Raw genomic sequence first — 13951 nt, forward strand, 5'->3', positions numbered from 1 at the left:
GACCACACCCCATTTTCACCCCAGCAGCGCGTCCGGAGGGCACCTTTAACTCACGAGCAGCTTGCTGCCTATGGCCGAACGCAGGGCTCGGTGTAGGTGATTTTCTCCAGGCTCGGCGCCTTGTAACCGTCGACGACCGTCTTCGTTCCCAACGGTGCCGCTGCATCCGGGACCGCGATGGTGGCGACCTGAGTCGTCACATCGGGCTCGGTGCCGAAGGTGGCGTTCGGCAGCATTCCCTTGTAGTCGACCTCGAGTCCGTCGACCAACGACCGGACGCCGGCACGGTTCAACTTGTCCTCCGCGTTCGCCTTCTCGAGTAGCGACTTGATCGGGTACGACAACGCCCAACCCGCGAGGTAACCCCAGTTGGCCGGTTCCTTGCCGCCGGAGGCGTCGCGTGCTGCCTTGACGCCTTCACTCGGACCGTCCCAGCCCTGCATTGGTGCGGTGCCGTTGTAGAGCGCCGTCAACGCAGGCGCCGCAGCTGTCTTGAGCAATGCGCCGTTCCACGTCGGGCCCGCTCCGAGGAAGCGGCCCTTGTAGCCTGCCTGCGCTGCCTTCGCGACGATCTCGGCCATTTCCTGAGGGCCGGTTGCGAGGACGACGACATCGGGTGCGGCAGCGATGATCTGGCCGACGGGCCCGTCTTGGCTGCCGGCGATGGCGTTGGGTGCGGTCTCGATCTCGGCAACGAGTTCGGATTCGTTCGCCTCGACCCACTTCTTGGCGCCCGCTGCGTAGTCGCCACCGTAGTCACCCCTGTAGACGACGGATGCGACCTTCGCAGGCTTGTTGTGGACAGAGGCGAACCAGTCGAGCCCGATCACCGCTTCGGTGCAGTAGGAGTAGCCGGCCTCCAGCATCACGCCCTTGTCGTCGGCTGGGAACTGCCATCCCGACCAGAAGGTGCCTGCCGCGGCGACAAGATTGCCGGTGTCCATCTGATCGAGAACGGCCTGAGTGTTTACGGTGCCCAAACTCATTGCGAGAGCAAGGACATTCGGCTCGACCTGCTGGTAGGCGGCAGCGTGCTTCTGCACGTCGTACGAGGTGTTCTTGGTGTTGGTCGCGATATCGACTTCGTAGTCACCGATGCCGCCGTCCTCGTTCACCTTCTTCCAGAACGCGAGTTGCGCCTCGTTGATCGACTGGCCGAGCACCGCGAACGGACCCCCCTCCAGGTCCGAGAGGACACCGAGGTAGATGCAGCCCTTGTTCTTGTCGATCGCGTTGGGGCATGGCTCGTCCGACACCCCAGGACCGGACGCGCCGGTCGGGGCGTCGGACCCGCCCTCCTCGGCGCTCGTACATGCCGACCCCAAAAGCAAAGCTGCCGCGGCAGGCAATGCCGCTGCCCTGAGTAACCACGTGCGACGCCCGGATCGCGTCATTGCAATCTCCTCTGTTGGTTGTAATTCTGGTGAGAACTGAACTGGGACGGTAGGTTTCGAGAGGATCGGCAGGGACGTCAATACGAGAACGGCCAGCCTTTGAAGTAGTTGCGTATTCGCGTCCAGAGTCCGAACATGCCGCGTGGTTCGAGGACGACCATCCCGACGATCAAGAGTCCGAACAGGATTGTCTTGATCTCGTCGAGGCTCATGCCGGCGATGTCGCCGCTTTCGGAGGTGATCGACGGGAAGAGTTGCGTGAGCTCCTCGAGCAGGCGGGGGAGCAGGACGATGAAGCATGCCCCCATGATCGAACCGGAGATCGTTGCGATGCCGCCGATTAGGACGATCGCGAGAAAGTCGATGGACAGCAAGAGGTTCCAGCGTTCGGGGCTGATGCGGCCGATGACGACCGACAGCAGGCCGCCGGCGACGCCTGCATATGCCGAGGAGACGACGAACGCCAGTGTCTTGGTCCGCTGCAGTGGCACACCCATCACTTCGGCTGCGATATCGCGGTCGCGCACAGCGGCGAACGCTCGACCGACCTTGGATCGGGCTAGGTTTCGGGCCATCACGGCGAGCACGATCAGGACGACGAGCGCGACGAGGTACAGCGCCCGTTGTTCGTTGATCAGAACGCCGCCGACCTTGAAAGGCTTGCTGAGGTCGGTGCCGAACAGGACGACTTCGGCTGGGGCGCGACCGATTCCGCCACCGCCCGTGATGGCGGTCCAGTGGTTGAAGAAGTGCTCGCCGAGCATCAGTAGGCCGAGTGTGAGCATCGCGAGATACAAACCGCGGACCCGTGACGCGAGCGGAGCAACGATGAGCCCGAGCAGACCTGGCACGATCGCCGACAGGGGTAGCCACAGTGCCATGTCCCAGCCGAGCCCGATGACGGTCTTGGTCTCCGTACCGCCGAATACCGCCGCGGTGTAGGCGCCCGCACCGACGAAAAAGGCGTGGCCGAGCGAGATTTGGCCTGCGTAGCCGGTCAGGAGATTGAGGCCGATGCCGCCGATTGCGTACACGGCGGCCAGCGCGAGAAGGTTGGTCAGGTCCTTGGCAATCAGGAACGGTGCCGCGAACGCGAGGACGACCAGTCCGATCGTCCACCACATTTTCGCCGGTGTGTTCCAGATGGCTTGGTCCGCAGCGTACGACGTGTAGACCTTCGGCCGACCACGCAGCACCGCTCGCGGGGTTTTGATCTTCGTCTGCGTGACCGTGCCGTCCGGGGTGGTCTGGCCGCTGAGATTCGACACTGTCGTCATACTCGCTGCACCTCTTTCGTGCCGTACAGGCCGTACGGCTGTACAAGAAGAACGACGAACATCAGCACGTACGGCATCACCACGTCGAAGTTCGCGCCGAGCCACGGCGCCGCGTCGGGTTGGTAGGTCTTGGTCAGCGCTTCTGCGACGCCGACGATCAGACCACCGATCACCGCTCCCTTGATCGAGTCGAGGCCGCCGATGATGATGGCGGGCAATGCTTTCAACGCCACCAGCGCCGCAGCTGCGGCGACGCCGCCTGCTGCTGTGCCGACGAGGATTCCGCCGACGGCAGCAAGCGCTCCCGCGATAGCCCAGGACAGGGAGAAGATGCGACCGGCGCTGATGCCTTGCGCCATGGCAGCTTCCTGGTCCATCGCCGTCGCGCGCATCGCAAGGCCGTATCTCGACCGCGCGAGCCAGGCACCGAGGAGCCCGATGACGACTGCAGCGGTGACGATCTTGAAGATGTCGGTGTAGTTGATCGCCAGGCCGTCCTGGCACGGAAGTGGGATGCCGGGAATCTCGACAGCGTCGGCTGGGCGCTCGCCACCGATGCAGAAGTTGCCGAGACCCCACGGATCGCCCGACGTGATCACGCTGGGGCCGAACAGTTTTGCCGTCACGACGAGTCCTGCGGCGAACAGTCCGATGGTCACCAGTGCAGCCGCGAACGGCGGTCTGCCGACCATCGGTCGCATGACGGCGCGCTCGCATCCCATCGCGATTGCAGCGACTGCGATGATCGCGCCCGCGACACCGACCGGGAACGGCAGGCCGAGCGTGTCGACGATGGTGAAGCTGATGTAGGTACCCAGGATCATGAAGATCGGCTGGGCGAAGTTGAGCACACCTGTCGCGCGGTAGATGATGACGAAACCGACTGCGATCAGGGCGTACATGCCACCCAATCCGACTCCGCGGACCAATGATTCGAGCAATTCGATCATCGGCTCTCCCCGCGATACATGTCGTCGATCAGGTCGGCGAACTTGTCGGCCAGCGCCGAGCGTTTGACCTTGCGCGTCGCCGTGAGTTCGCCGTCCTCGTGGTCGAGTTCCTTGGTGAGCATCCGGAATTTGCGGATCGTTTCCACCCTGGCGAAGTGCGCATTTGCGTCGTCGACGGCTCGGCCGACGAGTGCCACGACCTCCGGCTTCGACGACAGGTCCTTGTACGTCGTGTAGTGAATGCCGTTGCGGGTGGCCCAGTCCGAGACGGCGTCGAACTCGATCCCGACGAGCGCGGTCAGATACGGTCGCCGGTCGCCGATGACGACCGCTTCGGCGATGTAGGGCGACGCCTTGAGTTGATTCTCGATCTCCGACGGCGAGATGTTCTTGCCGCCTGCGGTGATGATGATGTCCTTCATCCGGTCGACGATCTTCAGATAGGTGCCGTCGATCCACTGGCCGACATCGCCGGTGTGCAGCCAACCGTCGGCGTCGAGCGTTGCTGCAGTCGCGTCGGGCCGGTTCCAGTAGCCGACGAAGTTGCCGTCGTGGCGCGTCAGCACTTCGTTCGTGTGCTCGTCGAGTTTCACCTCCAGACCGTCCGCTGCCTCCCCGACCGTCCCCAACTTCATGCGGTGCAGCCTCGTAGATGTTGCGAGAGCCGAGTTTTCGGTCATGCCGTAGGCCTCGTAGATCGGAATGCCGATGCCGAGGAAGAATTCGAGGACATCCGGTGAGATCGGCGCGGCGCCGGAGATGGCGGTGCGCACTTTGCGGAGACCGAGCTTGTTCTGCAGCGAACGGAAAACAAGGGGGTAGCCGAGCACCGTGCAGATGCGCGACACCGGAGTGTGGTCGCCGCCGTTCGCGCTGCGTTGCGCCGCAGACTTTTCGGCGAGGCGACGACCGAGTGCGGAGGCAGCGCGCTTGAGCGGCGACGCCGACGCAGCCTTGATCGCGACGGTCGACGCCAACTTCTCCCAGATCCGTGGCACCGCGAACAGCAGCGTCGGTTGGACTTCGGCCAGGTCGTTGGTGACAGTGTCGAGCGACTCCGCGAAGTGGACGACAACCCCGGCGCCTGCGTTCTGCCAGATCGTGAAGGCACGTTCGGCCACGTGGCAGAGCGGCAGGTACGACAGAATGACGTCGGTGGGTCCGGGTGCGGGCGAGATCAGCCAGTTGCCCGAAATCAGATGTGACACAGAGAATTCGACGTTGCGCACTGAGAGCATCGCGCCCTTCGGTGGTCCGGTCGTTCCCGATGTGTAGACCAGGGTGGCGAGGTCGTCGGGTTGGGCAGCGGCCCGTGCGTTCGACACGTGATCGGGGTGGGTGCTGCGGTGGGAGACGCCGTTGCCGAGCAGGTCTTCGTACGAGATCAGTTTGGGGTGATCGTAATTCGAGACGCCGCGACGATCGAAGTACACGATCCATTCGAGGTCGGGGCATTCTTTTTCGACGGCGAGTACCTTGTCGACCTGCTCCTGATCCTCTGCGAACAACACTTTCGCGCCGCAATCGACGAGTTGGTAGCGGACCTCCGGCGCGGGGTTGGTGGTGTAGAAGCCGACGGTCACCGCGCGAATGGAGAGAATCGCGATGTCCGCGTACAGCCACTCCGGGCGATTCTCCGAGAGAATGCCGACCCGATCGCCGACGCCGATTCCCAAGGCCGCCAACGAATGCGCGACGATATCGACTTGCTCGGCATATTCCGCCCATGTGATCCCGCGCCAGATACCGAGCGATTTCTCGCGCAGAGCGATCGTGTCTGGTGTCAGTTCTGCGTGCCGCCTGATGCGTTCGGGAAGCCCGGTCGCAGGTTGCGTTGCGGTTGTCGGTGGCGCTTGTACGGTCACGTCCGCGCCTCGAGTTTCGCTTGGTCGGCCGCAGCGGTTTCCGGATCGGCGCCGCCGAGGTAGGCGGCGATGACGGCAGGGTCGCGCTGCACCTCGGCGGGTATGCCGAGCGATATGCGGCGACCGAAGTCGAGGACCATGATGCGGTCGGCGAGGTCCATCACCAGTCGCATGTCGTGCTCGACCATGATCATCGAGATGCCGAGTTCGGCACGGATGTCGAGGATGTAGCGCGCCATGTCTTCGGTCTCTTCGACGTTCATGCCCGCGACGGGTTCGTCGAGCAGCAGTAGTTTCGGCTCCATGGCAAGCGCGCGACCGAGTTCGACGCGTTTCTTGATGCCGTACGGCAGCATCCCGACGGGATGGTTGCGGACGCCTGCGAGGTTCAGAAAGTCGATCAGATCTTCGGTGAAGCGCCGCGCCGCGAGCTCGGCCCTTCGAGCGCGTCCGATGTGTAGTGCGGCTTCGAAAGCGTTGTAGCGCAGGTGGATATGGCGCCCGAGTTTGATGTTGTCCATCACCGTCAAGTTCTCGAACAACTCGATGTTCTGGAACATTCGCGCGATACCGAGCTTGGCGATTGCGTCGGGTCGGCGGCCGAGTACGGCGTCGCCGTTCAACGTGATCGAACCGTGGTCGGGTCGGTACACGCCGGAGAGGCAGTTGAAGATCGACGTCTTGCCCGCGCCGTTGGGGCCGATGACGGCGAACAGCTCACGGTCGGCGACGTCGAAGCTCACATCGGACAGTGCCTGCGTGCCGCCGAACCGGAGGCCGAGGTTGTCCACCTGCAGGGTCATGATGCCCACCGCTTGCGGCGCTTGTAGTGCTTGAGGTCGCGGTAGGACGACGCGCTGCCTTCGGCGCCGAGCCCGAGATAGAACTCCTGAATGTCGGAGTTGGCTCGCAACTGCTCGGCTGGACCGTCGAGTACGACCTTTCCGTTTTCCATGACATAGCCGTGCGTTGCGATCGCCAGGGCCATCGCTGCGTTTTGCTCGACGAGGAGCACGCCGGTGCCCGCGCGATTGATTTCGACGATGAGGTCGCGAATCTGGGCGACGACCAGGGGAGCGAGGCCGAGACTCGGTTCGTCGAGCAGCAGATACTTGGGCTCGGCCATCAGTGCGCGACCGATGGCGAGCATCTGCTGTTCACCACCGGAGAGATAGCCGGCGCGTTCGCCTCTGCGTTGGGCCAGGATCGGGAACATCGTGTAAACGCGGTCGAGGTTGGCGGCGATGCTGCCGCGGTCGCGGGTGTGCGCTCCGACTCGGAGATTTTCTTCGATCGTGAACTCGACGAAGATCCGACGGCCCTCCATCACCTGGCTGATGCCGGAGGTGACGACGGTCGCCGGGTCGGCGCCGGTGATCGTCTTGCCGTCGACACTGACCGATCCGGCGGTGATCTTGCCGCGGTGGGTGTCGAGCAGTCCGGTGATGCCACGAAGTGTTGACGTTTTGCCGGCTCCGTTCGCGCCGAGCAAGGCGACGATACCGTCGGCGGGGACCTCGAGACTGACGCCTTTGCAGACGAGAACGACGTCCTCGTAGACGACTTCGAGACTTCGAATCTCCAGCAAGCGAGCCCCCTCTGCGCCCATGGCCGGGTGGCCAGGCGCGTCGTGACGGGCGAACGATATCCCCTGGTCTTTACCTCGACATTGGTTTTCGCTAAGTGACTCATGAGTAACAAGGCGGCTCCGCCGCTCGTGCGTCTTTCCGGAGGTCGGGCCCACCAAAAAGACTCACGAGCGGCATGGCCGCACGTTATTGGGATGAAGTCAGCGGCTCGGCGCGTTAGACTGTGTAGCCCGGCAAGGTGTCGGGACGTACGGGGCTGAACGGTTTCGACTTTGTACGTTGATTCAGGGGAAGCGTGTCGGTGCAGGCAAGAGACCACCGTAAGCGTCATTGCAACCAATTAAGCGCCGATTCCAATCAGCGCGACTACGCTCTCGCTGCCTAAAAGCACCTAGAGCGTGTCTGTCAGTCCGGGTTCGCCCTCGGTCCGGGTACTGGCATCAGCTAGAGGGCTCTACCAATCGATTCGGTCGCGGAATCGAGCGGGACATCAAACAGCGACTGGGATCGTCATCCTGGCTTGTTCGCGAGACCAGGAGATCCAAGTAGAGACCTAGCGGACTGCACACGGAGAAGCCCTGGAAATGCGGCGGAGGACCCGGGTTCGATTCCCGGCAGCTCCACAGCAAAGGACCCCAGGTCGAGCAATCGACCTGGGGTCCTTTATGTCTCCGCATTACCCTGGCCTGATGGCCCAAGCTGATCTTTTGCTCCAAGCTCCGATCGTGGCAGTCACCGTGTATCCGAACCGCGCCCGCGTCACGCGTCGCGGCGTGCTCGACGTGAGTGCTGGGGACAGCCGCGTTGCTCTCGACGGACTCCCGATGCAATTGGATGCAGAATCCGTTCGCGTCGCCGGTCGGGGTGCCGCAACGGTTCTCGGCGTCGACGTCGGCGTTCGGCACCACCCGGAGACGTCCGACGACGCGGTTGCCGTGCTGCACGGTCGCCGTCGCGCACTGGAGGCGCGGCTGCGGGAACTCGAAGACGCGATCGACGTCGAGTCGACCCGCAAGACCTTCCTCGACGGACTGTCGAACCACGCGGGCTCGAGCTTCGCACGCCAGATCGCCGCGGGACGCGACCCCGATGTCGCCGGGTTCGCCGAGACACTCGCGACGGGCCAGTGCGAGCTCCGGACGCGACAACGCGCATTGCGAGTCGACGTCGAGCAATGTCAACGTGAGATCGCCGCTGTTGCACGAGAACTCGACGACCGATCGGCCCAGGTCGAACCCGATCGGCTCGCGGTCACCATCGCGATCGCCGCTGACGCCGATACATCGGTCGAGTTCGAGGTCAGCTACCTCGTCTCCTCGGCAGGTTGGACGTCGGCCTACGACGTCAGGCACGCCGACGATCGCATCGGCGTCAGTTGGTACGGCGTTATCAGTCAGTGGAGCGGCGAGGATTGGCCGGAGTGCGACCTCGCCTTGTCGACCGCTCGAGTATCGGGATCGCTGACCGTTCCCGATCTTTCGCCCTGGTACCTCGAACGCAGACGACCGCTGCCGCCGATGCCGAAGATGGCACGAGGTGGTTACGGCGGTCCGCCCGGCGCCCCCGCACCGATGCAGGCCTTTTCTGCCCCGATCACCGATGCCGTCGAGATGGTGGCCGCAACAGCGACCGTGGAACAGGGTGTTGTTGCCGCAACCTATCGTCCCGCGCGTCCCGTCGCAGTCCCTACCGACGGCGAAAAGCACAGGGCGACAATCGCGGTTCTCGATATGGAGAGTCACCTCGACTACATCACGGCACCCGTGCTCAGTGCCGAGACGTACTTGCGGGCCACCGCGACCAACACCTCACCGCACACACTTCTGCCGGGTCGTGCAGCGATCTTCCACGACGCCGAGTTCGTCGGCGCCACCGATCTCGAGTCCTGGGCGCCCGGCGAAGAAGTCGAACTTGCGCTCGGTGTCGACGACCGAGTCCGCGTCGAACGCGAATTGATCCGCCGAACCGCTGGTCGCGGCTTCACCTCCAACCGACGCGAAGCCGCGTACCAGCTCACGATAACCAACCACACCCCTCGCCAGACGAAAGTGACTGTACGAGATCAACTTCCGGTGTCACGTGACGAGGCCGTCGCAGTGAAAGATGTGCGGATCGAGCCACGACCGGCCGAGGTTACCGACCTCGGTGAAGTCACGTGGGTCCTCGACCTCGGAGTCGGCGCCAAAGCCGAACTGACGATGAGCTTCCGCGTCGACATCGGCAAGGGCATAGAGCTTGCGGGTTGGCGGGACTGACGCGGTCTTACCTGCTCCGACTAGTGGTTCGCCACGACATGCTCCATGCGGGCCGCCACATGTGCCTGCGCTGCTTCGCGTTTCGACGGCCGATGCTCGGTCGGCCACAGACCTGGCACGGGTTGGTAGCCGCGTAGCAGTTGCTTCGCCAACGTCACCTGATGCACTTCGGTCGGTCCGTCGGCGATGCCCATGATCTCCGCATAGATCATCATGTCCGCGAACGGCATCTCGTCGGAGACGCCGAGTGCGCCGTGCAGATGTAGGGCTCGCTGTGCGACATCGTGCATGACCCTCGGCATCGCAACCTTGATGGCCGCAATATCTTTGCGCACCAACAGGTAGTCCTGATGCTTGTCGATCAACCATGCGGTCCGCAGGACGAGGAGGCGGAATTGTTCCATTTCGATCCAGCTGTCCGCGATCTTCTCCTGCGTCAGTTGCAGCGATCCGAGGGTCCCGCCACGGACTTGGCGTGAGACAGCTCGCTCGCACATCATGTCGAAAGCCTTGCGTACCAGCGCAACCGTCCGCATCGCGTGGTGGACGCGACCACCGCCGAGCCGCGTCTGCGCAACGGCGAAGGCTCCACCCTCCGGGCCGAGGAGGTTCTCCGCAGGCACCCGAACGTCCGTATAGCGCACGTAGGCTTCGTGATCGCTGAAGCCTGCGACGCGGACGTTGCGGACGATCTCCAGCCCCGGAGTCTCTGCGGGGACGATGAACATCGACATACCCTGGTAGGCACTCACGCTCGGATCGGTCACGGCCAGCACGATGTAGAACTCGGCGAAAGCGGCAACGGAGTTGAACCACTTCTCACCGTTGAGTACCCACGAATCACCATCGCGCACTGCACTTGTGGTGAACAGGGTCGGGTCCGAGCCGGCATGGGGTTCGGTCATCGAGTAGCAGGAACCGATGTCGCCGTCGAGAAGCGGCTGCAGATACTTCGCCTTCTGCTGTTCGGTTCCGTAGTGCGCGAGAATTTCGGCATTGCCCGAATCGGGTGCCTGACAACCGAAGATGGACGGCGCCCATGTCGATCGGCCCAGAATCTCGTTCAGAAGTCCGAGTTTCACCTGGCCGTAGCCTGCGCCACCCAACTCGGGGCCGAGGTGGCAGGCCCACAGACCCTTGTCTTTCACGGCCTGTTTGAGCCGTCTGGTGTAGGCCATTGCCTTCTCGTCGGCGCGATCGTACGGATTCTCGAAGACCAGGTCGAGTGGTTCGACCTCGGTTCGGACGAACTCGTCAGCCCAATCGAGCAGCGCTTGAAACTCTGGATCTGTTTCGAAATCCCATGCCATCGAAAGACTCCCTTACCTAGTTGTTTTCACGCCGTCGAGCAGTAGTGCAGAGAGCACATCGCCGATTTCGTCGGGGGTGCGACCGCCGTTGGGGCGGTACCAGAAACTCACCATGTTCACGGTGCCGAGCAGACTGTTGGTTATCACGTGGTCGGCGCTGGCGAAGGCGCCGTCCGCATGGCCCTGATCGAGCACCTGCTGCCAGCACTGCTGAACTCGATCACGCAGTTCCTGCAACTCCGCTGCGTGGGTTTCGTCGAGACTTGTGCCGTCCCGCAGTTGAATCCGCACTTCGCGACTGTGTTCGACGATGCGGGTGACGTGACTGCGGATGAGGTTGCCCAGTGTGAGTGTCGGCTCGTTGCCCGCAGCGACGATCGCTTCGGCCTCGACCAACAACTCGGTGACGTAGTCCCGCAGCACTTCCCACAGCAGCTCTTCCTTCGATTTGATGTGGTAGTACAGGGCACCCCTCTGGACGTCGGCTCTGGTGCCGATCTCTGCGACGCCGGTGCCGTGAAACCCTTTCTCCGCGAACAGCTCCAGTGCTGCCTCGACGATGCGGCGACGAGTGTCGCCCGCCTCGGAGTCGGAGGCGGGTGGGCGGCCACGTCGCCGTGGCGTTGTCATCGTGGTGTCGTCATCGTCAGGCAGCCGGATCGAGGACGATCTTGCTGACTCCGTCGGTTCGACCGGCGAACATCGCGTATGCGCGCTCGCCCTCCGACAATCCGAGTCGATGTGACACAACCTCTTCGGGGCGAAGGCGTCCCGAAGCGGTGAGCCGAAGTAGGGTCGGTAACTCGTACTGGACCGAGCAGAGCCCGATCGTGAATTCGAGTTCCTTGACCTGGGCAAGGGGCATGTTGAACGCGTACTTCGTGTTCTGGTTGACGCCGATCACGCCGACTCTGCCTGCGCGTCGCACTGCGCTCGTTGCCAGTTTGATGGTGGCATCGGCGCCGACTGCTTCGATGGCGACGTCGGTGCCCTTGCCTTCGGTGAGTTCGCGAATCCGAGCCTTGGGATCGTCGGAATCGATGGGCTCCGCGCCCATCGCTGCGGCACGGGTTCGCCGCTCCGGCAACAGGTCTACGCCGAGCACGCGGGAGGCGCCCATCGCGAACGCCGATTGGATCGCGAGCAAGCCGACCGGACCGAGTCCGACGACCGTTACCGTGTCGCCGGGAGCCACACGGGCTCGTCGCGCGCCGTACCAGGCCGTCGCTGCGTTGTCGGCCAACACCACCGCGGCGTCGTCGGATACCGAATCGGGAAGTGCAACAAGGTTTCCATCGGCGCGGGGCACTGCGAGCAGTTCGGCTTGCGCTCCAGGCAGTGCGGAGCTGAGGCCGTAGCAGGCTGTCAGCGCGGTAGTGCCGGTCTCACAGCCGGCGACGACGCCTGTCGCGCACGACTGGCAGCGACCGCAGCCGACCGAGGCGGGCACGAGGACCCTCTGACCCACGACGAAACGGCGGACCGCCCGACCGACCTCGACAACCTCTCCGACGGCCTCGTGCCCGACGCAGAAGCCGAGGTCGGCGCTGAAGCCGTGGCCGCCGTAGATGTGCAGGTCGCTGCCGCAGATTCCGGTGGACGTGACGCGGATCAACGCGCTGTCGTCGTCTCCGAGCACGGCGTCGGGAACGTCGCGATAGCGGATTGCCTGCGGGCCTTCGTACACGAGCGCTTTCATTTGATACCGCCGTCGAGCCGCAGAATCGCACCGGTGCAGTAGGCCGAGGCGTCGGATGCGAAATACATTGCTGCGCCGATGATGTCGTCCGGCATGCCGACCCGACCGAGTGCAATGTTCGCCTCGAGGTGCTCGCGAAGTCCGGCCGGCCAGCCGTCGGCGATGTCGGTCGCGAACGGACCGCACTGAATTGCGTTGGTACGGACTGTCCTACCGAACGACTGCGCCAGCCCTTCTGTCAGCGCATTGAGCCCGGCCTTCGCCGCGGAGTACGGCAATGCCAAACCGTCGGCCCTGATCGCGGCGATCGAGCTGATGTTGATGATGGAGCCACCGTCGCCCGCAGCCATCCGAGTGCCGATGACAGACGAAAGCCGAAACGGCCCTTTGAGATTGACGCCGATGACCTTGTCGAACAATGCTTCGCTAACCTGGTCGAGACTCGGGTAGAGCGGCGAAAGGCCGGCGTTGTTGACGAGTACGTCGACGCGGCCGAACTCGGCGTACGCAGTGTCGATCAGAGCGTCGCAGTCGTTCCAGTTGCTCACGTTCGCTGCGACGGGAAGTGCTCGGCGACCGTATTTTTCGCGGATTTCGGTGGCGAGCTTCTCGCAGCTGTCCAATTTCCGGCTGGCTATGACGACGTCCGCGCCTGCCGCTGCGAACGCTTCGACCATCGCTTTGCCGAGTCCGCGGCTGCCGCCGGTGACCAATACGACCTTGTTGTCGAGTTGCATCCGCTACCTCCGCAATTAATGTATTGATCGGTACAATACATAGGGACGGGTAGTCGCGCCAGAGTGTCGGATGCGCAGGTGCTCGATGGTTAGATGGATTCGATGAGTACCGCGGGGACAAAGGGCGTGCCGCGCGCAGAACGCGAGCAGCAGATTCTCGATGTCGCGACCGACGAGTTCGGTACCAGTGGCTACGCCGGGATCTCGATCAACGCTGTTGCGGCGAAAGCTGGCATATCGAAGCCGCTGATCTACGGCTATTTCAAGACGAAGGACGGTCTCTACATCGCCTGTGTCGAACGGGCAGGCGCCACGTTGGTCGGCGCGATCGAGGACGTATTGGTCAGCAACGAGCCGACGCTGCAGCTTGCATCGGAGACGCTTCGCGCGGTGTTCGAGGCGCTGGCGCCGCGCCCCAACGACTGGAACGTCATCTTCGACAGGACGGTGCCGAAAACCGGTGCAGCGGCCGATGCCGCTCGCAGGGTGGTTGCGCAGATAGGCGAGCAGGCGTCGCGCGGCGTCGCGAGCTTCCTCACCGCAGGTGGGCTGGACGACGAGTTGGACATCTCGGCTCTCACCGAAGTGTGGGTGAGCAGCGTTACGGCACTTGTCAATTGGTGGCTGCGACACCCGGATCAGACGGCCGAGCAAATGGCAGCACGAAGTGGCCGCATTCTTGCGGCACTTGCCGGTCGCGCATCGCTCTGACGCGCTGAGGGTTCAGTCGAGGTCCCAGTATTCGTGGGGATGGAAATAGTGATTAATTCGCGGTTTTCGGGTCGGGTCGATGTGTTTCGGCGGAACCCACAGAATGCGGCCGGGATATTTGTGATCGGGTCCGGCGACGATGGTGTGCCAGTCGGTGTCTTTCA

12 protein-coding genes and 1 other RNA gene are annotated in these 13951 nt (G+C 63.4%); 3 read left to right on the forward strand and 10 right to left on the reverse strand.

All coding sequences use genetic code 11. The features are described 5' to 3' along the window. Positions 1 to 68 precede the first annotated feature (68 nt). The 6 genes from ACHIRB_RS30055 to ACHIRB_RS30080 all read right to left on the reverse strand — a co-directional run bounded on the left by ACHIRB_RS30055 (position 69) and on the right by ACHIRB_RS30080 (position 7074). A complete protein-coding gene (locus tag ACHIRB_RS30055) occupies positions 69 to 1394 on the reverse strand; it encodes an ABC transporter substrate-binding protein (RefSeq protein ID WP_395126463.1) in 1326 nt (441 codons plus the stop codon). A gap of 77 nt (positions 1395 to 1471) precedes the next feature. Then, the gene (locus ACHIRB_RS30060) at positions 1472 to 2671 is read right to left on the reverse strand and encodes a branched-chain amino acid ABC transporter permease (RefSeq protein WP_395126462.1); all 1200 of its coding nucleotides are present in this window, start codon (positions 2669 to 2671) and stop codon (positions 1472 to 1474) included. Beyond that, positions 2668 to 3621, reverse strand: a complete 954-nt coding sequence (locus tag ACHIRB_RS30065) for a branched-chain amino acid ABC transporter permease (protein ID WP_199703002.1) — start codon at positions 3619 to 3621, stop codon at positions 2668 to 2670. Before ACHIRB_RS30065 ends, ACHIRB_RS30060 begins: the two co-directional genes overlap by 4 nt. Further along, the gene (locus ACHIRB_RS30070) at positions 3618 to 5486 is read right to left on the reverse strand and encodes an AMP-dependent synthetase/ligase (RefSeq protein ID WP_395126460.1); all 1869 of its coding nucleotides are present in this window, start codon (positions 5484 to 5486) and stop codon (positions 3618 to 3620) included. The genes ACHIRB_RS30065 and ACHIRB_RS30070 overlap by 4 nt, the downstream gene beginning before the upstream one ends. Then, entirely contained in the window at positions 5483 to 6289 is an 807-nt protein-coding gene (locus ACHIRB_RS30075; RefSeq protein ID WP_395113291.1) for an ABC transporter ATP-binding protein, read from the reverse strand. Before ACHIRB_RS30075 ends, ACHIRB_RS30070 begins: the two co-directional genes overlap by 4 nt. Next, a complete protein-coding gene (locus tag ACHIRB_RS30080) occupies positions 6286 to 7074 on the reverse strand; it encodes an ABC transporter ATP-binding protein (RefSeq protein ID WP_395113292.1) in 789 nt (262 codons plus the stop codon). Before ACHIRB_RS30080 ends, ACHIRB_RS30075 begins: the two co-directional genes overlap by 4 nt. A gap of 253 nt (positions 7075 to 7327) precedes the next feature. Between ACHIRB_RS30080 and ssrA the strand changes: the two genes are divergently transcribed. Both ssrA and ACHIRB_RS30090 read left to right on the forward strand, forming a co-directional pair. After that, positions 7328 to 7701, forward strand: a transfer-messenger RNA (tmRNA) gene (gene ssrA, locus ACHIRB_RS30085). Positions 7702 to 7764: 63 nt separating this feature from the next. Further along, positions 7765 to 9330, forward strand: coding sequence for a mucoidy inhibitor MuiA family protein (locus tag ACHIRB_RS30090; protein ID WP_395126459.1), 1566 nt, complete (start codon positions 7765 to 7767; stop codon positions 9328 to 9330). 20 nt (positions 9331 to 9350) lie between these two features. On the opposite strand, the gene ACHIRB_RS30095 is transcribed toward ACHIRB_RS30090, so the two are convergent. The 4 genes from ACHIRB_RS30095 to ACHIRB_RS30110 are packed head-to-tail and all read right to left on the reverse strand — an operon-like array spanning position 9351 to position 13076. Beyond that, a complete protein-coding gene (locus tag ACHIRB_RS30095) occupies positions 9351 to 10640 on the reverse strand; it encodes an acyl-CoA dehydrogenase family protein (RefSeq protein WP_395126458.1) in 1290 nt (429 codons plus the stop codon). Positions 10641 to 10652: 12 nt separating this feature from the next. Further along, complete coding sequence (locus ACHIRB_RS30100) at positions 10653 to 11270, reverse strand: TetR/AcrR family transcriptional regulator (protein ID WP_395126457.1); 618 nt, start codon at positions 11268 to 11270, stop codon at positions 10653 to 10655. 16 nt (positions 11271 to 11286) lie between these two features. Next, the gene (locus ACHIRB_RS30105; protein WP_395126455.1) at positions 11287 to 12339 is read right to left on the reverse strand and encodes a zinc-binding dehydrogenase; all 1053 of its coding nucleotides are present in this window, start codon (positions 12337 to 12339) and stop codon (positions 11287 to 11289) included. Then, positions 12336 to 13076, reverse strand: a complete 741-nt coding sequence (locus ACHIRB_RS30110) for an SDR family NAD(P)-dependent oxidoreductase (protein ID WP_395126453.1) — start codon at positions 13074 to 13076, stop codon at positions 12336 to 12338. The genes ACHIRB_RS30105 and ACHIRB_RS30110 overlap by 4 nt, the downstream gene beginning before the upstream one ends. Positions 13077 to 13178: 102 nt before the next feature. Here ACHIRB_RS30110 and ACHIRB_RS30115 point away from each other — a divergent pair, with 102 nt between their 5' ends. Next, on the forward strand, positions 13179 to 13787 hold the full coding sequence (locus ACHIRB_RS30115) for a TetR/AcrR family transcriptional regulator (RefSeq protein WP_395114095.1): 609 nt from the start codon (positions 13179 to 13181) through the stop codon (positions 13785 to 13787). The last annotated feature ends 164 nt before the right edge of the window (positions 13788 to 13951 follow it).

The organism is Antrihabitans spumae, assembly GCF_043944905.1.
Lineage (GTDB): Bacteria > Actinomycetota > Actinomycetes > Mycobacteriales > Mycobacteriaceae > Antrihabitans > Antrihabitans spumae.